The sequence below is a fragment of the Amycolatopsis sp. genome (genome assembly GCF_025464955.1).
Taxonomy (GTDB): Bacteria; Actinomycetota; Actinomycetes; order Mycobacteriales; family Pseudonocardiaceae; genus Amycolatopsis.
In genome coordinates, this window is record NZ_JAODNM010000056.1 from 156,574 (window position 1) to 174,942 (window position 18,369).

An 18,369-nucleotide genomic window follows, 5' to 3' on the forward strand; every position below is an offset into this window, starting at 1 on the left:
CTCGCTTTCTTATCGGTCGTTCTCATCGGTGAATTCGACATCGATCGGCAGCTCGCCCTCGACCGGCGGATCCACCGGGGCCGAGGCCGGTGTCTGGGCACCCGCCTCGAAATCGGTGACGCCGACCAGTGCGGGACGCAGCGTGCGCTCGCCGAACTTGTAACCGCGGCGCATCACGATGGTCACCGTGGGCCCGGCCACGTCCGGGGACGTGCTGTGCTGCACGGCCTCGTGCACGCTCGGGTCGAAGGGCTCGCCCTCGGCGCCGAACGATTCGAGGCCGACCCGCTGAAGACCGCTGACCAGCTTCTCGCCGACGGCCTTGAAGGCGCCGGTGAGATCGCCGTGCTGTTCAGCTCGCTCGAGGTCGTCCAGCAGCGGCAGCAGCTCGCCGACCACCGAAGCCTTGGCGCCCGAGACCACAGCTACGCGGTCCCGCTCGACACGCTTGCGGTAGTTGGCGTACTCCGCTTGGATCCGCTGCAGGTCGGCCGTGCGCTCCGCCAGCTCCTTCTCGATCTCCGTGAAGGGGTCGGCGACGGACACCGCGTCGTCCACAGTGGACTCACCGAGGGCAGGCCCCGAAGCGGCGTCCGCTCCGGGATCCTGCTCGGCCGGGGCGGGCTGCTCGCGCAGTTCGCCCGTGTTCGGGTCAACTTTTCGGCGATCTCGCACCACTACCGGCTCTTCCGGCGAGGAACGGCGCCCGGTTTCGTCGTGGTGTTCGGTCACTTCTTCTCGTCCCCAGCTTTCTCGTCGGCGGGCTTGTCGTCTTCGACGATCTCGGCGTCGACCACGTCATCGGCCTTGTCGGAGGCACCAGCGGAACCGGCATCGCCGGCGGCAGCGCCTTCAGCGCCACCCTGCGCGGCGTTGGCGTTCGCGTAGAGCGCCGTACCGAGCTCCTGCGAAGCGGTATTCAGCTTCTCGATGGACTCGCGGATCTTCGCCGAGTCGGTGCCCTTGAGCGCCTCGTTCGACTCGTCGATGGCGGACTTGACCTTGGCCTTCAGGTCGTCCGGGAGCTTGTCGTCGTTGTCCTTGACGAACTTCTCCGTCTGGTAGACGAGCGTCTCGGCCTGGTTGCGGGTCTCGGCCTCTTCGCGACGGGTCTTGTCCTCCTCGGCGTGCGCCTCGGCGTCCTTGACCATGCGCTCGATGTCGTCCTTCGGCAGCGCGGAGCCACCGGTGATCGTCATCGACTGCTCCTTGTTCGTGCCGAGGTCCTTCGCGAGGACGTGCACGATGCCGTTGGCGTCGATGTCGAAGGTGACCTCGATCTGCGGCACGCCACGCGGGGCCGGCGGGAGACCGGTCAGCTCGAACATGCCGAGCTTCTTGTTGTGCGCGGCGATCTCGCGCTCACCCTGGAACACCTGGATCTGCACCGACGGCTGGTTGTCGTCCGCGGTGGAGAAGATCTCCGAGCGCTTGGTCGGGATCGTGGTGTTCCGCTCGATGAGCTTGGTGAACACGCCGCCCTTGGTCTCGATGCCCAGCGACAGCGGGGTGACGTCGAGGAGCAGAACGTCCTTGACCTCGCCCTTGAGCACGCCGGCCTGCAGTGCGGCGCCGACGGCGACGACCTCGTCCGGGTTGACGCCCTTGTTCGGCTCGCGGCCGCCGGTCAGCTCCTTGACCAGGTCCGACACGGCCGGCATGCGGGTGGAACCACCGACGAGCACGACGTGGTCGATCTCGCCGACCGGGATGCCCGCGTCACGGATGACGTTGTTGAACGGCGCCTTGGTGCGGTCGAGCAGGTCCGAAGTGATCTTCTGGAACTCGGCGCGCGACAGCTGCTCGTCGAGGAACAGCGGGTTCTTGTCACCGTCGACGGTGATGTACGGCAGGTTGATGCTGGCGCTGTTCGAGCTGGACAGCTCGATCTTCGCCTTCTCCGCGGCTTCACGGATGCGCTGCAGCGCCATCTTGTCCTTGGTGAGGTCGATGCCGCTGGACGACTTGAACTTGTCGACCAGCCAGGTGACGATGCGCTCGTCCCAGTCGTCGCCACCGAGGTGGTTGTCACCGGAGGTCGCGCGGACCTCGACGACGCCTTCACCGATCTCCAGCAGCGAGACGTCGAACGTACCGCCACCGAGGTCGAAGACCAGGATGGTCTGTTCCTTCTCGCCCTTGTCCAGGCCGTACGCCAGCGCGGCGGCGGTCGGCTCGTTGACGATGCGGAGCACGTTCAGGCCGGCGATCTGGCCGGCTTCCTTGGTGGCCTGCCGCTGGGCGTCCTCGAAGTACGCCGGGACGGTGATGACGGCGTCGGTGATCTCCTCGCCCAGGTACGCCTCGGCGTCGCGCTTGAGCTTCATCAGCACGCGGGCGCTGATCTCCTGCGAGGTATAGGACTTGCCGTCGATCTCGGTGGTCCAGTTGGTACCGATGTGCCGCTTGACCGACCGGATCGTCCGGTCGACGTTCGTCACCGCCTGGTTCTTGGCGGGCTGTCCCGTCAGCACTTCACCGTTCTTGGCGAAGGCGACGATGGACGGGGTGGTACGGGAGCCTTCCGAGTTGGCGATGACCGCCGGCTCGCCGCCCTCCAGGACAGCGACGACCGAGTTGGTCGTGCCGAGGTCGATGCCGACCGCACGCGCCATGATGATTCCTCCTGTAAGTACTTCGCTGAAAACTCTGGGACTGACGCGGATGACCGCGCGGACCCGCTCGGGTCGTAATTGAGCGGGGAGTACTCAAGTTCTAGCCGGAGTCTGCCACTCTCGTCAAGCCAGACTTGAGCCGACCCCGCTCAACCTTCGTACAGTGCCAACGAAGGACCAGGTGAACTTGTTCCCACCCCGGGTGACCTGCCCTTTCGTACCGTGAACGGGACGTCCGACAGGATGTGGAAGCGGCCCTCGGCACCCTGGAAAGAGACCGCTGTGACGTGTACCGCACTGGCTGGGACGCCGTCGGAGGCACCGGCACCGGTGACCGACGGCGCGGGCCCGGCCCCCATGGCCGTGATCACCAGCGCGCCCGCGGCGCCCAGCAGGAGGCCGCAAAGGATCCGCTTGTCCGGTCTGCTCATCTGAATTGTTCCCCCGAGATTCGTGCGAAAGGTTCAGGTGGCGCGGACGGTCACGTCGCCACTGTCGGTGTCGAGCTGCAGAAGCCGGGGCGAGGACGTGTCCTGCGGGACGCTGATGTTGCGGTCCCCGCTGTCCGAGTTGCCCTCGATCCGGTACGTCGCGCTGGGCACGGTGACGTCGACGTCCCCGCTGTGGGCCTTGATCTGGACGTTGTTCGCCGCGTCGGCGCCGTCGAGGTGGAGCTTCACCGAACCGGAGTCGGCCCCCAGGTTCACCTTGGCGCCCAGCGAAGTGGCCTCGATGTCGCCCGAGTTCGCCCTCGCGGTGACGTCCTTGCCGATGGACTGGAGGTTGATGTCCCCCGAACTCGCCTGGACGTTCACCGGTCCGGCCACGTTCAGCACGCGCACCGCACCCGAGCTGGCCGCGACGTCGGCGCTGGCGACGCCTTCGAGATCGATGTCCCCCGAGGCCGTCTTGCCGGTGACCGCGGTCCCGTTCGGGACCACCACGTCGTAGTCGACACTGCAGTTGGAGCCGCAGTCGCCCAGGACGAGCTGGTCACCATCGAGCCGGAACGAATCTCCGGGCCTGGAGAAGGTGTAGTGGAAGGTCTCATGGATGGTCGCCGTCTCGACGTTGCCCACCCGGACCCGCACGTTGCCCGAGTCCTGGTCGATCCGGACGCCGTGGACGGCGCCGCCCGCCCGGCCGTCGGCTTGGGCCGTCGAGGTCGAGAAGAAGCCGATCGCCACGGCCACACCTACGCCGATCAACGCGATCCCGCCGATTGCCAATAACGGCCGTCCCATGGGTGAGTCCCTCCAGAGCAGGTTTCTATGCCTCAAGACGCTAAGACCCGCAGTGGCCCCGGGGCATCCGGGTAACCCCCCTATTGATCCCTGAGAAGGCGACCCCGGGGCCGGGGTTCTAGTCTCGGGATATCCGGCGTTCCCGTATCCAGGAGGACTCGATGCCGCAAGCACCCAACCCTTACGACTCGCTGCCCCAGGTGCCGAGTTTCACCTTGCGCAGCAAGGACATAGCCGACGGTGAGACGCTCGCGACGCCGCAGTTGAGCGGGATCTTCGGGGCCGGCGGCGAGGACAGGTCGCCCCAGCTGGCCTGGGAGGGTTTCCCCGCGGAGACCAAGAGCTTCGCCGTCACCTGTTACGACCCCGATGCGCCGACGGCCAGCGGTTTCTGGCACTGGGCCGTGTTCAACCTGCCCGCGTCGACGACCGAACTGGCCGCCGACGCGGGTGACGAGAAGGGCTCCGGCCTGCCCGAAGGCGCCGTGACCCTGAAGGGCGACGGCGGCGTGTCGCAGTACCTCGGCGCCGCCCCTCCTCCCGGGCACGGTCCGCACCACTACTACTTCGTCGTGCACGCACTCGACGTCGATTCGCTGGAGATCGACGCGAGCTCGACGCCCGCGTTCCTCGGCTTCAACCTGTTCAGCCACACCCTGGCCCGCGCAACCCTCGTCCCGACCTACGAGAACAAGGGCTAGCTGAAGAGACGTTCGTAGCCCAGCGCAGTGAAAGGGACTTTCCTCGCGTCCGGGTTCCGGCGCAGGGAAAGTCCCTTTCAGCCAGCGGCCGGGCGCTCGAGGAAGGTCTCGTTGGGCGCCTGGAAGCCGAACTGGGCGTAGAGGCCGTGGGCGTCGCGCGTGTGGAGCATCCAGCGAAAACCCGTGCCCGGCCCCTCGTCGATCATCTTGCGCACCAGCGCTTTGCCGACGCCGTGCCCGCGCGCGTCGTCGGTGACGAAGACGTCGGCCAGGTACGCGATGGCCTGCCCGTCGGAGATCGCCCGAGCGAAGCCGACCATGCGCCCGGTTCCGGCTTCGTACGCGCCGACGACGCGCCATGCCGAGCCGACCTGGTCTTCAACCTGCTCACGGCCGCGCCAGGTCCCCCAGTAGGCGTCGGTGGACAGGAACTTCCACACGACGTCCAGGTCGACCCGGGCCTTGTCGTCGTCTACGTCGTAGCTCATCGCGCCAGTAGACCGACCGCCGGCGCCGGCGCGCAACCGGGTTTCAGCCCCACTGGTACTTGAGGTACTTGCCGTCCAAGGTGACGACGACCCGCTCGCCGCCCGGGTCTTCGCGCCGGTCGACGTCGATCTTGAAGTTGATCGCGCTCATGATCCCGTCGCCGAACTTCTCGTGGATGAGCTCCTTGATCGTCGGCCCGTAGACCTGCAGGACCTCGTAGAACCGGTAGATGGTCGGGTCGGTCGGGACGACGTCGTCGAGCGCGCCGCGCGTCGGCTGCGCCTCGAAGGCGGCCACCTCGGCGGGGCCGAGTTCGAGGATCTGCGCGGCCTTCTCCGCCCGCGACTTCCCGATCGGGTGCTGTCCGAGCAGCGCGGACGTCGTCCACGCGAGCGGTGCGTCGAGGGCTTCGGCGAGTTGGGCCCAGGTCAACCCGAGCCGGGTCTTGGCGTCGAGGACGGCTTGGCCGGCATCTTGCTTCGTAGTCATGATCCGACCGTAAGACCTAGTGCGGCCTAAGCAAATAGTCCACGATCGGGCGGAGTTCGTCGGCGGACGGCGGTTCGTCGTCGATCAGGCCCTGGATGAGCAGCCCGTCGATGCCGGCGAGGAACGCGCGGAAGGCGACCTCGTCGTCGTGCCGCACCATCGACGTCAGCACGTCCAGCCAGCGCCGCGCGGCCGGTCGCAGCTCCGGACGCCGCGCTGCCAGCAGGTACAGCTCGTACTCGGCCATCGTCCGGCCTCGGCTGGGGCCGCACGCCTCAGCAATCAGCCCGGCGACCTCCTCAGCTCCTCGGCTGCCGCGCGAACGGGCGCGGTCGATCATCCAGTACACCTCGGTCGCCATGTCCCGCGCGCACGAGATGAGCGTCGCGATGAGCAGGTCGTCGAGGCTGGAGAAGTGGTACGTCGTCGACGTCGTCGGCACCCCGGCCTCGACAGCGACCGTCCGGTGCGTGACTCCGGCGACGCCGTCGCGCTCGATCACCCGCAGCGTGGCCGCGATGAGCTCCTCGCGCCGCTTCTCACCCCGTGCCTTGCGCCCGTCGACCTGGATGCCGCCCCTCACGCCTGCGCCCCGCCGACCTCGATGAGCACGACCCCGCCGATGACCAGCAGCATTCCGCCGACCATCGTCAGGTTGAGCGACTCCTTAAGGAACACCGCGCCGGCGATCGCCACGAGCGCGACCCCGATCGCGGCCCACACCGCGTACGCCACGCCGACCGACATGCCCGCCTTCAGTGCCATGGACAGCCCGCCGAACGCGATCGCGTAGCCGATCACGACAACGGCCCCCCAGCCCCAGTTCGTGAAGCCGTCCGAGAGTTTCAGCGAGATCGTGGCGGTGACCTCGGCGAGGATCGCGACGGCAAGATAGACGTAGGCACCCATGGCTTCCAAAGTACCTGAACGATCGTCCCATTAGCTAGCGAGGCCTAGGACACATCAGGGGGACTTAGGCCCCGCCAATCGGTTACTCATCAGTAAGAAGAGTTAGGCTCCGTGTCAACTTGCGCCTCAGCGGGAACACCAGGCGCGACACCACCACACCGGACGAAAGGCACCCGAAGATGGGCGCTGTACAGCTGACGCTCGGCGGGATCGCGGTCCTCCTCGGCATCGTCGCCTGGGGCATGTTCGCCGCGACCATCGCCCGCTTCGTGCGAGTGATCAGGCTCGGCCAACCGGACGCCACGCGCAACGGGCCGTTCGTGCCGAGAATGAAGACGCTGATCAAGGAGTTCGCGGCACACACCCGGATGGCCAAGGTCAAGAGCGTCGCGCCTTGGCACTGGCTGGTGATGTGGGGCTTCCTAATCGGCTCGCTGGCGCTGTTCGAGGCCTACGGCGAGGTCTTCGTCCCGACGTGGGGCTGGCCGGTTCTCGACGACTTCGCGCCGTGGAGCCTCCTGATGGAGCTGCTCGGCGTCGGCACCGTCGTCGGCGGGGTCGCGCTGGCGATCATCCGGCAGCGCAACCACCCGCGCCGCGCGGACAGGCAGTCGCGCTTCGCGGGCTCGAACTTCAAGGCCGCGTACTTCGTCGAGGCCGTGGTGATCGTCGAGGGCCTGGGGATCGTCGGCGTCCGCGCCGCGAAGGCCGCCCTCGGCGCGCACGAGACGCCCACCTGGGCGGCGTTCGTGTCCAACCCGGTCGGGCACCTCCTGCCCGCGAGCGCCGCGCTGGTCTCGGTGTTCGCCTTCATCAAGCTGATGAGCGCCACGGTGTGGCTCTACGTCGTCGCGAGGAATATGACGATGGGGGTGGCCTGGCACCGCTTCAGCGCGTTCTTCAACATCTACTTCAAGCGCGAGGCCGACGGCCAGGTCGCGCTCGGCAAGATCAAGCCGATGATGTCCGGCGGCAAGGTCCTCGACCTCGAAGAGGCGGACCCGGACGAGGACACGTTCGGTGTCGGCAAGGTCGAGGACTTCACCTGGAAGGGCTGGCTGGACTTCTCGACGTGCACGGAGTGTGGCCGCTGCCAGTCGCAGTGCCCCGCGTGGAACACCGGGAAGCCGTTGTCCCCCAAGCTGTTGATCACCCAGCTGCGTGACCACGCGTACGCCAAGGCGCCGTACCTGCTCGCCGGCGGCAAGCGGGACATGGCGGGCGACGAGATCGGCTTGACCGGGGACAACCCGCACGCCGGCATCGACGTCCTCGCGCTGGCCGAGTCCGAGCGCCCGCTCATCGGCGGCCTCGAGGAGAACGGCGTCATCGACCCGGACATGCTGTGGTCGTGCACCAGCTGCGGCGCGTGTGTCGAGCAGTGCCCGGTGGACATCGAGCACGTCGACCACATCATCGACATGCGGCGCTACCAGGTGATGATCGAGTCGAACTTCCCGAGCGAGCTCAACGGGATGTTCAAGAACCTCGAGAACAAGGGCAATCCCTGGGGCCAGAACGCCAAGGACCGTCTGCAGTGGACAGAGGGCCTGGACTTCGAGGTCCCCGTGTTCGAAGGCGAACTCGCCGACGAGACCGAGTACCTGTTCTGGGTCGGTTGCGCCGGCGCGTTCGAGGACCGCGCAAAGAAGACGACGCGCGCTGTCGCCGAACTGCTCCACATGGCCGACGTCAAGTACACCGTGCTCGGCTCGGAAGAAGGCTGCACCGGCGACCCGGCTCGTCGTGCGGGTAACGAGTTCCTCTTCCAGATGCTCGCGCAGCAGAACGTCGAGATGCTGAACTCGGTGTTCGAAGGCCGCGAACTGAAGAAGCGCAAGGTGGTCGTGACCTGCGCCCACTGCTTCAACACGCTGGCGAACGAGTATCCGGAGCTCGGCGGGCAGTTCGAGGTCGTACACCACACGCAGCTGCTGAACAAGCTCGTCCGCGAGAAGCGGCTCATCCCGATCGCGCCGATCGCCGAGGACATCACGTACCACGACCCGTGCTATTTGGGCCGCCACAACAAGATCTACGACGCTCCGCGTGACCTCGTCGGCGCTTCCGGTGCCACGCTTCGGGAAATGCCGCGGCACGGCGACCGGTCCATGTGCTGCGGTGCCGGTGGCGCGCGGATGTGGATGGAAGAGAAAATCGGGAAGCGGATCAACGTCGAGCGCATCGACGAGGCACTCGGCACCGCCCCGACGAAGATCGCGACCGGTTGCCCGTTCTGCAAGGTGATGCTGAACGACGGGCTGACCCAGCGTCAGAACGAAGGCGTCGCACGGGAAGACATCGAGATCCTCGACGTCGCGCAGTTGCTGCTCACCGCTGTGAAGCGGACCCCCGCAGAGGCCGAGTAGCCGGACTCGTGAGTGTTCCGGCCGGTTAGAAGCAAGTTAGAAGCGGCCGGAACGCTCACGAGCAGTAGGCGGGCCATCCTCGATCCACGTGGTGACCGGTCTGCAAGAGCCCTGGGATGTTGAGTCCGCTGAACTCGAGAACCGCGCTGGCCTCGGTCTCTACGTCGACATAACCCAGGTCCTTTAGCCACGTAAGCCCGTCTTCTCCAGCCGTTCGGCGGCCTCGTCGAGGGTCAGGTGCGCCTGCTCGCGCATCGCGCGGAGTTTCCGTCCGAGCCGACGTCGTCGGAACGGAGGACTGACCGGCCCCGGCACTGTGACGACCTCCCCACGCACGGTGATCCGCTCGCGTTCCGCACGGATTTTCCGACCGGATACCGGCCATGGTCAATCCACTATGGACAGAGACCGATGAAGACCGGACCGCGGCTGTTCACCCTCACCAGCGCCGACAACGAGTACGACATCTACCTGGTCGGAATCGACATGGGCGATGAAGCAATCGTTTACCGGCGTGCACTCGACGGCGAGAAAAGCCACTTCGGCATCCACAACTCGGCCGAGGAAGCGCTCCGGACCTACCGGTTGGCCATCGACCTGCAGCTGATCTGGGACGACGTGCGCCTGCTGAAGGCCCTGTCACGCTGAGCGTCCCCCTAGACACGCCGGTTATCCTGATTATTCCTCGTAGTCGTCGCCGCCCCCGAGGGCAGCTTTTGGCGACCAGTAAAGGGCGACGAAAATGCATGAGGACCGTGAGTTCAGCCAAGCCGTTGGCGCGCGCTTTCCCTCGGCCAAGCAGCGCAAAAAACTGGGTGCCCCGGAGCCGGAGTCGCCCCCGGCCCGACACCAGCGCGAGGTCCAGGTCGACACCTCCGCGGTCGGCCGTGCGGGTGCGAGGTTCCCCTCCGCCAAGATCGTCGAACGCCTGGTAGAGCCTGCCGAGCCGCCCGCACCCGCGCCGGTCGCGCCACGGCCGTCACCCACGCCACGGCCGGCGCCGACGCCGACGTATGTGCCCAGCGTGCCCGTCCAGCCCGCCCGACCGCCTCGCGACGAGTACCCCGAGCCCCTCGATTCGCCAGGCCCGCGCACGCTCGTCCGGCCGTACGTCCTGACGAAGGGGCGCACGAAGTCCACCCGCCATCTGGCCATCGAAGCGCTCGTTTCGGCGACGTCGGACGCGCTGAGCTGGCACAGCACAGAGATCACCGGCGAGTTCCAATCAGTACGGATGCTCTGCCGCTATCCGCGCTCGGTCGCAGAGGTCGCCGCGACCCTCAGCGTGCCGCTCGGCGTCGCCAGGGTGCTGCTGGGGGACATGGCCGACCTCGGGCTGGTGAGCGTCCACGACACCGCGACGAACGGCGACGGCCGTCCGGCCATCGCACTCATGGAACGCGTGCTGCACGGCCTCCGCAGTCTTTGACCGAGCTTCCCGCCGGCCCGTGCCACTACGATCACCCGGGTGACCGAGGAGAACGAATCCGACGGCGAAAGCACGTTGACCGTGGTGCTGGCCGGCGGTGTCAACCTGCTGATCGCGATCATGAAGCTCGTGGCCGGAGTGATCACCGGATCGGGCGCGATGCTGTCCGAAGCGGCACACTCGTTCGCGGACACGATCACCGAAGTGCTGCTGCTGACGGCGTTGCGCACTTCAGAACGTCCAGCCGACCGTAAACACCCTTTCGGTTACGGCAAGGAACGCTACTTCTGGTCGCTGCTCGCGGCGGTGTCGATCTTCGCGTCCGGCGCGGTCTTCTCGCTCTTCGAAGGCTTTTCGACCGTCTTCGGGAAGCCCGAAGAGCAGACGAACGTGCTGGTCAGCTACATCGTGCTGGCGCTGTCGTTCGTGATGGAGTCGACGTCGTGGGTGCAGGCCGTCCGTCAGGTGCGGAAGGACTCGGCTGAGGCGAACCAGTCGATCGCGGAGTACCTGCGACTGATCGACGACCCCGCGCCCAAGACCGTGCTGTTCGAGGACTCGGCCGCGCTGCTCGGGCTGCTGATCGCGTTCGCCGGCATCGGACTGCACCAGCTGACCGGGTCTTCGGTGTGGGACGGCGCCGCGTCGATCGCCATCGGCGTGCTGCTCGCGGTGGTCGCGTACCTGCTCGGGCGCACGAACCGGGGGCTGCTCATCGGCCGCCAAGCCGACCCGAAGATGGTCCGGGGGATCAACGACCACCTCGGCGCCGCGCCCGAGATCGAGGCGATCGTCGACCTGCAAACCATGCTCATGGGCACTGACCAGGTGCTGGTGTGCGCGCGAGTGGACTTCGACGACGCACTCGGCGCCGCCGACGTCGAACGCGCGTGCGTGCGGCTGGCCGAGGAGCTGCAAACGCAGTTCAACGACGTCACCGAGGTGTTCATCGAGCCCGTCCCGCGGACGGATCCGACGCTGCGCGCGGCGGTTCTGGCGCGGTACGGCGAACTCGGGGAGACCTGGGGTCAGTAACCGAAGTCCTGCGTCCAGTACCAGCCGTCGGTGGCGACGCCGACGCCGATCTTCGTCAGCGAGCAGTTGAGGATGTTCTGGCGGTGGCCGCTGGAGTTCATCCACAGCTGCATCGTCTGCTTGGCCGAGGTCGACCCCTTGGCGATGTTCTCCGCGCCCGGCTGCGAGTAGCCGGCCGCCCTGATGCGCTGGTCGAAGCTGACGCCTTCGGGAGTGTCGTGCGAGAAGTAGTTCCGCGCGGACATGTCGTCGCTGTGCTCCTGCGCGGCGTTCGTCAGGTGGCTCTCGACACTGAGGGGCGCGCAGCCCGCGTCGGCGCGTGCCTGGTTGACGAGGTCGACGACCTGGTCGGCCTGCGAGTCCGACCGGGTGGATTTCGGCGGAGCCGGTGGCGCGGGCGGAGCGGCCGGAGCTGAGGACGACGTCGTCGGCGCGGCCGGGGTGGTGGGAGCTGGGCTGGACGTCGAGGGCGGCGTCGTCGGTGTGGAGGACGTCGACGTCCCGGGGGCGGGTGTGGAGCCGTTCGAGCCGGGCGCGGGGGCCTGCGAGCTGGACGCCGGAGCGCCCTTGGCGAGCGGGTCGCCGAGCTGGCCTTGGTACGTCTGAGAGCCCGGGAGCGCCAAGGCCGCGTTACTCACAGTGTCAGAAGAGGGAACACCGCCGAGGGCAAAATACCCGCCGGCGGCCGTGGCGCCGCCGATAAGCACACTCAGGGACACCAGGCGTAACCGACTTCGAACACTAATGGAGGACACGGGGCGAAAAACTATCACGAAACTGTAACTACGTGAACCGCCTTGTGCCGGGTTGACTCAGGCGTGCAAACCGCGCTGCGATGCCGAGAGCGCGACGGTCAAGATCACCAGCGCGGCAACGACAACGCCGCTGAACACCGCCCGCCGCAACACCAGCTGCCGCCGCGTCAACGGCCAGGGCGCGCCGCCGAACGTCGCCATCCGCTCGACCAGCCGGTGCGGCCGCAGCACCCGCGCCGCGAACAGGCCGAGCAGCGGCACCTGCGCGATCCACAACGTCGTCCGCAATGCGCCGTCGAACCGGAAGTCCGCGCCCAGCACCAGCGCGTGCCACAGCCCGAACGCGTAGCTCAGCGCGGCGAACTGATGCACCACGAGCCAGGCCCGGCGCGGGATCCGGCGCCGCAGGTACCAGGTCGGGCCGAGCAGCGCCGCGAAGTACAGCGACAGGACACCGGCGGTGTAGCCGAGCGCGCCGACGTCGGCGGTTTGCGGCACGAACGCCACCAGCAGCGACCCGGCGGGCGTGGCGAACACCCACAGCAGCGCGTGCAGCAGCATCAACGCCACCACGACGACGTTGAGCTGCCGATGCCACGTCACCAGCGCGTGCCTCGACGGCAGGAACCGCGCGAATCGACGGGTCCCGGTGACCAGCCCGAGCACCAATCCGGCGTACGCCCAGATGATCGCGACGAGTCCACTGGCGTCGGTGAGCAGGAAGACCCGGTCGACGAGGTGGGATGCCGTGCCCAGCACGACGTCAGCCGCAGCGACAGCCACAGCCGCCACGACGACGTGCGCCGCGCTCTGCGCGACGAGACGGCTCCGCGTCACCGAACCGCCTGCCGCAGCCCCTCGGGCCCGAACCCGACGGTCTCGAGCGAGCTCGCCCAGTCGCCCGCGAGGTCTGCGGAGAGGGTGAACCGCGCGCAACTCGGCGGCCAGTTGCGCAGGACGTCCTCCTTGAAGTCGAAGATCTCGGCCTGCGGATCTTCGAACAGCCTGTCCGGGCGGCGGCTCTCCAGCATCCGCTGCGCGGCGATCGCCGGCGCCGTCGCCGTCGCCGGGACCCCGGTCAGACGCATCATTTCGCGGTCAGGCGCAGCACCTGGCTGACCTTGAGCCGCCGCAGCAGGGCCGCCGGCTTCTTCGGCAAGAACTCGGACGCCTCGGCCGCTGTGACGAGCTGTGGGTTGGTGACCTCCACCGTCCGGCCGCGGTGGACTACCTCGGCGTTACCCGCGGCGGTGAGGTTACGGACCCAGTCGCGGTCGGGTCCGTAGGTGAGGAACACCGCATATCCGCCCGGCACGTCGAACATCGAAAGCGGTGTCCGGTAAGGCTTTCCGGACTTGCGGCCGACGTGGGCGAGGATCCCCATCCCGGGCAGCCTGCCCGCCCAGAGGCGCTGGACAGGGTTGGTGACATAGCGGTTGAACCTGGCCAGCCGGTCGGGGAGTTGCATGCCACCGAGCGTAGCCACGAACGAGGGCTTGCGGGAAGGACTGAACCAGTGATTCACTCCTTGGGTGCCGTATCGACGGACCCCCGCGGTCCAAGCCCGACTCGACGCCCAGCGCGTCGTGATCTTCGAAGCCGCCGTGGATTCCCTGGCCACGCACGGCTACGCGGGGTGTTCGGTCGCGGCCGTCGCGACAAGGGCGGGTATCGCCACCGGCAGCGTCTACCAGCACTTCCCGAGCAAGACCGGGTTGGTCGTCGAGCTGTTCCGGTCGGTCGTCGCGTTTGAGGTGGCCGCTGTCGAAGAGGCGTCGACGCAGTCGGAAGACCCGGTCAAGCGGATCGTCGCCGTGTTGGAGACGTTCGCGAGCCGCGCGTTGAAGGCGCCGCGGCTCGCGTACGCGCTGCTCGCCGAGCCCGTCGACGCGCCGATCGAGGCCGAGCGCCTGGTGTTCCGGCGCGCGTTCATCGACGTCGTGGCCAGCCGGATCGAAGAGGCGATCGAGGTGGGCGCGCTGCCGCCGCAGGACGCCGAGCTCAGCGCCGCGGCGCTGGTCGGCGCGACAGCCGAGGTGCTGATCGGCCCGCTGACCGCCGAGAGCGCGGACGCGTCCGTGCTGGAAAAGCTGAGCTTGTTCACCGTTCGCGCCTTAGGAGGCTCCCTTGTCCGCAACGCATGAAGTGACGAACCAGGTCCCAGTGCTGACCGGCAACGACATGGCCGCCGACCCGGCGTTGCTCGAGGCCCTGCACCGCGAAGGTGCGGCGTGGGCCGAGGAGGAGCTGCACGAGATCGGCAGGCTCGCGGGCAGTGAGAAGGCCCAGACCTGGGGTCGCGTGGCGAACGAGAACCCGCCGAAGCTGCTCACTCACGACCGCGTCGGAAACCGCATCGACGAGGTCGAGTTCCACCCGTACTGGCATGACCTGATGGATGTCGCGGTGTCCCACGGCCTGCACGCGGCGCCGTGGCGGTCCGACCGTTCGGGCGCCCATGTCGCGCGAGCGGCGAAGTTCCTGGTCTGGGCGCAGGTCGAGCCGGGCCACACCTGTCCGATCTCGATGACGTACGCGGCGGTACCCGCGCTTCGGCACAACCCCGAGCTTTCGCAGGCGTACGAGGGATTGCTCGCGTCTACGGAGTACGACTTCGGGCTGCGCGTGCCGAGTACCAAACGCGGCCTGATCGCGGGCATGTCGATGACCGAGAAGCAGGGCGGTTCCGATGTCCGCGCGAACACCACGAACGCGGTGCCGTCCGCCGCCGGAACATATGTCCTGACCGGGCACAAGTGGTTCACGTCCGCGCCGATGTCGGACATGTTCCTGACGCTCGCGCAGGCGCCCGGCGGGCTGTCCTGCTTCCTGCTTCCGAGGGTGCTCCCGGACGGCACGCGCAATCCGATCCACCTGCAGCGGCTGAAGGACAAACTCGGCAACAAGTCCAACGCGTCCGCCGAAATCGAGTACGACGGCGCTGTCGGCTGGCTCGTCGGCGAAGAGGGCCGCGGCGTGCGGACGATCATCGACATGGTCAACAACACCCGCCTCGACTGCACCCTGGGCAGTGCTTCGCTGATGCGGTACGGCAGTGTCCGCGCGACACACCACGCCATGCACCGCAGCGCGTTCGGCAAAAACCTCGTCGACCAGCCGTTGATGACCAACGTCCTGGCCGACCTGGCGCTGGAGTCGGAGGCGGCGACCACGGTCGCGATGCGGCTGGCCGGTGCCACCGAGCGCGCCGCCGCGGGCGATGCCGAGGAGGAAGCCTTCCGCCGGCTCGGGCTGGCGGTGACGAAGTACTGGGTCTGCAAGCGTGCGCCTTCGCATGCCGCGGAAGCGCTGGAGTGCTTGGGCGGCAACGGTTACGTCGAAGAATCCGGCATGCCGAGGCTGTACCGCGAGGCGCCACTGTCCTCGATCTGGGAGGGTTCCGGCAACGTCGCCGCGCTGGACGCGTTGCGTGCCATGGGGAAGCAGCCGGAGTCCGTCGAGGCGTTCTTCACCGAGGTCGGCAAGGCGTCCGGCGCCGACGCGCGCCTCGACGACGCCACCGCGCGGCTGCACAAGGAACTGGCCAACTTTTCCGACATCGAATACCGCGCCCGGCGAGTCGTCGAGTCGATGGCGTTGGTGCTGCAGGGTTCCCTGCTCGTCCGGCATGCCCCGGCCGCCGTCGCGGACGCCTTCTGCGCGTCACGCTTCGGCGGAGACTGGGGCATCGCCTTCGGCACCCTTCCCCCCGGCGTCGACATCACCGCCATCATCGCCCGCGCCCACCCCTAACCCCACAGGCTTCGCAAGAGACCGCAACTCGCCGTCGAGTTGCGATGCTTAGCGTGCACAAGCAGGGCACTTTTGGACAAAAGTGCCCGGCCGTCAGGAGGTGGTGAAGTCGGCCATCATGGCCATGTCCTCGTGTTCCAGGTTGTGGCAGTGGAAGACGTACCGCCCCGCGTAGTCGTTGAAGCGGACGGCGATCTCCGCCGACTCGGCCGCGCGCACGTCGACGGTGTCCTTCCAGCCCTGGTCGTACGGCCCGGGCTTGCCGCCGTTGCGGGCGAGCACCTGGAACTGGTCGAGGTGCAGGTGGATCGGGTGGTGCACGTCCGACACGAACCGCCAGATCTCCGTGTCGCCGAGGCGCGGTGTCGCGAGCGGGTGGCCCGGCTCGTACGGCTGCCCGTTGATCGTCCAGCCGGATCGGTCCGAGTGGCTCTGGAACAGGAACTCCCGCGTGACAGTCGCCTTCCCCGGGTCCAGCGGGACGATCGTGGACAACTTCGGCGGCACGGTCGCGTCGTCCACCGGCGCCCGGGCGTCCGCGGCGACGTCGAACCGCATGACCTCGACCGTCCGCCCGGTCCCGAACGTGTTGAGCAGCCGCACGCGGGTTCCCGGCGGGTAGCGGGAGAAGTCGACCACGACGTCGAACCGTTCGGCGGACGCCATCTCGATCGCGTCATGCGCGAGCGGCGCCGCGAGCAGGCCGCCGTCGCCGCCAACCTGCACAAACCCGTTCCCACCAGGCGGAGGCGGGTCCAGCTGGAGCCGGTAGCGACGACAGTTCGACGCGTTCAACAGCCTCAGCCGGTAACGCAGGCGCTTGACGTCGAGCACCGGCCAAGGCGCACCGTTGACCAGGACGACATCGCCGAGCACACCGTTCAGGTACCCACTTGTCACCCCGGGAACGCTGAGATTCGGTGCCAGCGCTGGATAATCGAGCCGACCGTCCGCGGTGAACGCGCGATCGGTGATCATCAGCGGCAGGTCGCGGTCGCCTTTCGGCAGCGGCAGCGAGTCCTCTTCGTCGTCGTGTACGAGGTGGAACCCGGCGAGCCCGAGCCAGACCATCGGACCGGTGAACCCCATGCTGTGGTCGTGGTACCAGAGCGTCGCCGCCCGCTGGTTCGACGGATACGTGTAGTCCCGAGTACCGACGGTCGGCGTGCCGGGCATCAGCATCATCTCGTGTGCGGGCGGGGCGTTGAGCGGCAGGATCGTGTCGCCGGGATACCCGTCGCTCGCCGACGGCGTATGCCCGCCATGCAGGTGGACGACAACGGGCCGCGGTAGTTCGTTACGGTGCTTGACAACCATCCGCCGCCCGGATCGCGACACCAGCGTCGGCCCCGGGAACGTGCCGCCGTACGTCCACGCCTCGGTCTTCACTCCGGGAAGGATCTCCAGCGTGCTGACCTGCTGGGGGATCTCGTAGTAGTCGGCAGACGCGTCCGAGCGCACCGGTCGCAGCACCGGCGGGATCGGCAGCGGCACCTGGAACGGCGGTGGTAGCGGGATTCCGCTGCGTACCAACGTTCCCGGCTCACCGTTGTCGAGCGCGCCGCCCCACGAGAACCCGCTGCCGAGCGCGACAGCCGTCGCCCCGCCGGCGACGGTCAGGCCGGTGAGCCCGAGGAATCGACGTCGATTGAGGTTCACGATGTCGCCTCGGCCGGTTTACGCCAGGCCCAGACGAGCAGAAACAGGATTCCGGCGATGATCAGCACGCCCAGCGGGATGTGGACGGCCAGGATCCGGCTGTACCCGAGCACGATCTGCCCGGCTTCGACACCGAACAGCCCGATGCTGACCGGGATCGGCCACCACGGGCCGCGGCCCGGCCGCCACAGCAGGACCGCACACAGCCCCAGCACGACCGCGGTGATCCCGGTCCTGGTCGCGTTTTCCTTGTGCATGGCCAAAAAGTCGTAGTGCCCGGCGAGGAACCCACCCGCGAGCACTGCCTGGGCAAACGCCAACACCGCCTCCGCGGTGACGGCCGCACGGAACAGCCATCTCGGCCAGCGCCGAGTCTTGGTCGTGGACATACCCACGATAGTGCCACATGAAACCGTTCGGTGTGAAACTGTTTCTGGAATGGCCTATGCTGAGCGGCGATGACCAGCGAAGAACTGTCCCTGGACCACAACATCGGCTTCCTGCTGCGCCAGGCCCACCAGCGGGCCGCGGCGGCGTTCGCCAACGCCCTCGAACCGCACGAGATCTCCGGCCGTCACTATCCGGTGCTTCACACCCTGGGTAAGCGAGGGCCGCTGAGTCAGCGCGAGCTCGTCGACAGCGTCAACAGCGACAAGGCGTCCATGGTCCGGATCGTCGACGACCTCGAGGCCAAGGGCCTGGCCGCCCGGCGCCCGGCGCCGGGAGACCGCCGGGTGCGGTCGGTCGAGCTCACCGAACACGGCCGCGAGGTCCTCGCCAAGGCCGAACAAACTGCGGTCGACGTCGCCGAGAGCCTGCTCACGCACCTTGACCAGCGGAAACGCGCCCAGCTCACCGCTCTGCTCCTCGACTTCCTCCACGCCCCCTAAGGGCACTTTTGTACTTTTGTGCCCTGGTTGAG

At 67.7% G+C, this 18,369-nt stretch carries 23 protein-coding genes; 8 read left to right on the plus strand and 15 right to left on the minus strand.

The window, feature by feature from the left end:
• Positions 1–9 precede the first annotated feature (9 nt).
• The 4 genes from grpE to JWQ81_RS12415 form a co-directional block, all read right to left on the minus strand.
• Complete coding sequence (grpE, locus tag JWQ81_RS12400; protein WP_297540802.1) at positions 10–732, minus strand: nucleotide exchange factor GrpE; 723 nt, start codon at positions 730–732, stop codon at positions 10–12.
• Positions 729–2,615 (minus strand): molecular chaperone DnaK, encoded by a 1,887-nt coding sequence (gene dnaK / locus JWQ81_RS12405; RefSeq protein WP_297540804.1) that lies wholly within the window; start codon positions 2,613–2,615, stop codon positions 729–731. The genes grpE and dnaK overlap by 4 nt, the downstream gene beginning before the upstream one ends.
• Positions 2,616–2,764: 149 nt before the next feature.
• Positions 2,765–3,046: a hypothetical protein gene (locus JWQ81_RS12410; RefSeq protein ID WP_297540806.1), complete on the minus strand. Its 282-nt coding sequence runs from the start codon at positions 3,044–3,046 to the stop codon at positions 2,765–2,767.
• Between the two features lie 33 nt (positions 3,047–3,079).
• Positions 3,080–3,859 (minus strand): DUF4097 family beta strand repeat-containing protein, encoded by a 780-nt coding sequence (locus tag JWQ81_RS12415; protein WP_297540808.1) that lies wholly within the window; start codon positions 3,857–3,859, stop codon positions 3,080–3,082.
• Positions 3,860–4,020: 161 nt separating this feature from the next.
• On the opposite strand from JWQ81_RS12415, the gene JWQ81_RS12420 reads away from it, so the two are divergent.
• Positions 4,021–4,560, plus strand: a complete 540-nt coding sequence (locus tag JWQ81_RS12420; RefSeq protein ID WP_297540811.1) for a YbhB/YbcL family Raf kinase inhibitor-like protein — start codon at positions 4,021–4,023, stop codon at positions 4,558–4,560.
• 77 nt (positions 4,561–4,637) lie between these two features.
• Here JWQ81_RS12420 and JWQ81_RS12425 read toward each other — a convergent pair whose 3' ends face one another.
• From JWQ81_RS12425 to JWQ81_RS12440, 4 genes are read right to left on the minus strand one after another with little or no spacing between them, the layout of a single operon-like run.
• Positions 4,638–5,048 carry a GNAT family N-acetyltransferase gene (locus JWQ81_RS12425; protein ID WP_297540813.1) on the minus strand — a complete coding sequence of 137 codons (411 nt, stop codon included), beginning with the start codon at positions 5,046–5,048 and terminating at the stop codon, positions 4,638–4,640.
• Positions 5,049–5,091: 43 nt separating this feature from the next.
• The gene (cynS, locus tag JWQ81_RS12430; RefSeq protein ID WP_297540815.1) at positions 5,092–5,538 is read right to left on the minus strand and encodes a cyanase; all 447 of its coding nucleotides are present in this window, start codon (positions 5,536–5,538) and stop codon (positions 5,092–5,094) included.
• Between the two features lie 16 nt (positions 5,539–5,554).
• Positions 5,555–6,121, minus strand: a complete 567-nt coding sequence (locus JWQ81_RS12435; RefSeq protein WP_297540817.1) for a TetR family transcriptional regulator — start codon at positions 6,119–6,121, stop codon at positions 5,555–5,557.
• Positions 6,118–6,447: a multidrug efflux SMR transporter gene (locus JWQ81_RS12440; RefSeq protein ID WP_297540819.1), complete on the minus strand. Its 330-nt coding sequence runs from the start codon at positions 6,445–6,447 to the stop codon at positions 6,118–6,120. Before JWQ81_RS12440 ends, JWQ81_RS12435 begins: the two co-directional genes overlap by 4 nt.
• Before the next feature lie 179 nt (positions 6,448–6,626).
• Here JWQ81_RS12440 and JWQ81_RS12445 point away from each other — a divergent pair, with 179 nt between their 5' ends.
• Positions 6,627–8,816 (plus strand): (Fe-S)-binding protein, encoded by a 2,190-nt coding sequence (locus JWQ81_RS12445; RefSeq protein WP_297540821.1) that lies wholly within the window; start codon positions 6,627–6,629, stop codon positions 8,814–8,816.
• Between the two features lie 183 nt (positions 8,817–8,999).
• On the opposite strand, the gene JWQ81_RS12450 is transcribed toward JWQ81_RS12445, so the two are convergent.
• Positions 9,000–9,152, minus strand: a complete 153-nt coding sequence (locus JWQ81_RS12450) for a hypothetical protein (protein ID WP_297540823.1) — start codon at positions 9,150–9,152, stop codon at positions 9,000–9,002.
• A gap of 75 nt (positions 9,153–9,227) precedes the next feature.
• On the opposite strand from JWQ81_RS12450, the gene JWQ81_RS12455 reads away from it, so the two are divergent.
• The 3 genes from JWQ81_RS12455 (at position 9,228) to JWQ81_RS12465 (ending at position 11,280) form a co-directional block, all read left to right on the plus strand.
• Complete coding sequence (locus tag JWQ81_RS12455) at positions 9,228–9,464, plus strand: hypothetical protein (protein WP_297540824.1); 237 nt, start codon at positions 9,228–9,230, stop codon at positions 9,462–9,464.
• Positions 9,465–9,558: 94 nt separating this feature from the next.
• Complete coding sequence (locus JWQ81_RS12460; RefSeq protein WP_297540826.1) at positions 9,559–10,245, plus strand: DUF742 domain-containing protein; 687 nt, start codon at positions 9,559–9,561, stop codon at positions 10,243–10,245.
• 39 nt (positions 10,246–10,284) lie between these two features.
• Positions 10,285–11,280 (plus strand): cation diffusion facilitator family transporter, encoded by a 996-nt coding sequence (locus tag JWQ81_RS12465; RefSeq protein WP_297540828.1) that lies wholly within the window; start codon positions 10,285–10,287, stop codon positions 11,278–11,280.
• Here JWQ81_RS12465 and JWQ81_RS12470 read toward each other — a convergent pair.
• The 4 genes from JWQ81_RS12470 to JWQ81_RS12485 form a co-directional block, all read right to left on the minus strand.
• A complete protein-coding gene (locus tag JWQ81_RS12470) occupies positions 11,274–11,918 on the minus strand; it encodes a CAP domain-containing protein (RefSeq protein WP_297540830.1) in 645 nt (214 codons plus the stop codon). The genes JWQ81_RS12465 and JWQ81_RS12470 overlap by 7 nt on opposite strands.
• Before the next feature lie 174 nt (positions 11,919–12,092).
• The gene (locus JWQ81_RS12475; RefSeq protein ID WP_297540833.1) at positions 12,093–12,872 is read right to left on the minus strand and encodes a ferric reductase-like transmembrane domain-containing protein; all 780 of its coding nucleotides are present in this window, start codon (positions 12,870–12,872) and stop codon (positions 12,093–12,095) included.
• Positions 12,869–13,126 carry a hypothetical protein gene (locus tag JWQ81_RS12480; RefSeq protein WP_297540835.1) on the minus strand — a complete coding sequence of 86 codons (258 nt, stop codon included), beginning with the start codon at positions 13,124–13,126 and terminating at the stop codon, positions 12,869–12,871. Before JWQ81_RS12480 ends, JWQ81_RS12475 begins: the two co-directional genes overlap by 4 nt.
• Entirely contained in the window at positions 13,123–13,503 is a 381-nt protein-coding gene (locus JWQ81_RS12485; RefSeq protein WP_297540837.1) for a nitroreductase family deazaflavin-dependent oxidoreductase, read from the minus strand. The genes JWQ81_RS12480 and JWQ81_RS12485 overlap by 4 nt, the downstream gene beginning before the upstream one ends.
• A 64-nt stretch (positions 13,504–13,567) precedes the next feature.
• Between JWQ81_RS12485 and JWQ81_RS12490 the strand changes: the two genes are divergently transcribed.
• Both JWQ81_RS12490 and JWQ81_RS12495 read left to right on the plus strand, forming a co-directional pair.
• The gene (locus JWQ81_RS12490) at positions 13,568–14,179 is read left to right on the plus strand and encodes a TetR/AcrR family transcriptional regulator (RefSeq protein ID WP_297540839.1); all 612 of its coding nucleotides are present in this window, start codon (positions 13,568–13,570) and stop codon (positions 14,177–14,179) included.
• On the plus strand, positions 14,163–15,788 hold the full coding sequence (locus JWQ81_RS12495) for an isovaleryl-CoA dehydrogenase (RefSeq protein WP_297540841.1): 1,626 nt from the start codon (positions 14,163–14,165) through the stop codon (positions 15,786–15,788). Before JWQ81_RS12490 ends, JWQ81_RS12495 begins: the two co-directional genes overlap by 17 nt.
• Before the next feature lie 93 nt (positions 15,789–15,881).
• Here the strand turns inward: JWQ81_RS12495 and JWQ81_RS12500 are convergent, their stop codons facing one another.
• Together JWQ81_RS12500 and JWQ81_RS12505 are read right to left on the minus strand one after the other, a co-directional pair.
• Positions 15,882–17,447: a multicopper oxidase family protein gene (locus tag JWQ81_RS12500; protein WP_297540843.1), complete on the minus strand. Its 1,566-nt coding sequence runs from the start codon at positions 17,445–17,447 to the stop codon at positions 15,882–15,884.
• Positions 17,444–17,836: a hypothetical protein gene (locus JWQ81_RS12505; RefSeq protein ID WP_297540845.1), complete on the minus strand. Its 393-nt coding sequence runs from the start codon at positions 17,834–17,836 to the stop codon at positions 17,444–17,446. The genes JWQ81_RS12500 and JWQ81_RS12505 overlap by 4 nt, the downstream gene beginning before the upstream one ends.
• Positions 17,837–17,905: 69 nt before the next feature.
• Here JWQ81_RS12505 and JWQ81_RS12510 point away from each other — a divergent pair, with 69 nt between their 5' ends.
• Positions 17,906–18,337 (plus strand): MarR family transcriptional regulator, encoded by a 432-nt coding sequence (locus tag JWQ81_RS12510; RefSeq protein ID WP_297540847.1) that lies wholly within the window; start codon positions 17,906–17,908, stop codon positions 18,335–18,337.
• Positions 18,338–18,369 lie beyond the last annotated feature (32 nt).

Bases quoted from the DNA above. Each gene is read 5' to 3' on its own strand.
- dnaK (WP_297540804.1), bottom strand. From the start codon at position 2,615: ATGGCGCGTGCGGTCGGCATCGACCTCGGCACGACCAACTCGGTCGTC.
- JWQ81_RS12410 (WP_297540806.1), bottom strand. From the start codon at position 3,046: ATGAGCAGACCGGACAAGCGGATCCTTTGCGGCCTCCTGCTGGGCGCC.
- JWQ81_RS12415 (WP_297540808.1), bottom strand. From the start codon at position 3,859: ATGGGACGGCCGTTATTGGCAATCGGCGGGATCGCGTTGATCGGCGTA.
- JWQ81_RS12420 (WP_297540811.1), top strand. From the start codon at position 4,021: ATGCCGCAAGCACCCAACCCTTACGACTCGCTGCCCCAGGTGCCGAGT.
- JWQ81_RS12425 (WP_297540813.1), bottom strand. From the start codon at position 5,048: ATGAGCTACGACGTAGACGACGACAAGGCCCGGGTCGACCTGGACGTC.
- cynS (WP_297540815.1), bottom strand. From the start codon at position 5,538: ATGACTACGAAGCAAGATGCCGGCCAAGCCGTCCTCGACGCCAAGACC.
- JWQ81_RS12440 (WP_297540819.1), bottom strand. From the start codon at position 6,447: ATGGGTGCCTACGTCTATCTTGCCGTCGCGATCCTCGCCGAGGTCACC.
- JWQ81_RS12445 (WP_297540821.1), top strand. From the start codon at position 6,627: ATGGGCGCTGTACAGCTGACGCTCGGCGGGATCGCGGTCCTCCTCGGC.
- JWQ81_RS12455 (WP_297540824.1), top strand. From the start codon at position 9,228: ATGAAGACCGGACCGCGGCTGTTCACCCTCACCAGCGCCGACAACGAG.
- JWQ81_RS12460 (WP_297540826.1), top strand. From the start codon at position 9,559: ATGCATGAGGACCGTGAGTTCAGCCAAGCCGTTGGCGCGCGCTTTCCC.
- JWQ81_RS12480 (WP_297540835.1), bottom strand. From the start codon at position 13,126: ATGATGCGTCTGACCGGGGTCCCGGCGACGGCGACGGCGCCGGCGATC.
- JWQ81_RS12485 (WP_297540837.1), bottom strand. From the start codon at position 13,503: ATGCAACTCCCCGACCGGCTGGCCAGGTTCAACCGCTATGTCACCAAC.
- JWQ81_RS12505 (WP_297540845.1), bottom strand. From the start codon at position 17,836: ATGTCCACGACCAAGACTCGGCGCTGGCCGAGATGGCTGTTCCGTGCG.
- JWQ81_RS12510 (WP_297540847.1), top strand. From the start codon at position 17,906: ATGACCAGCGAAGAACTGTCCCTGGACCACAACATCGGCTTCCTGCTG.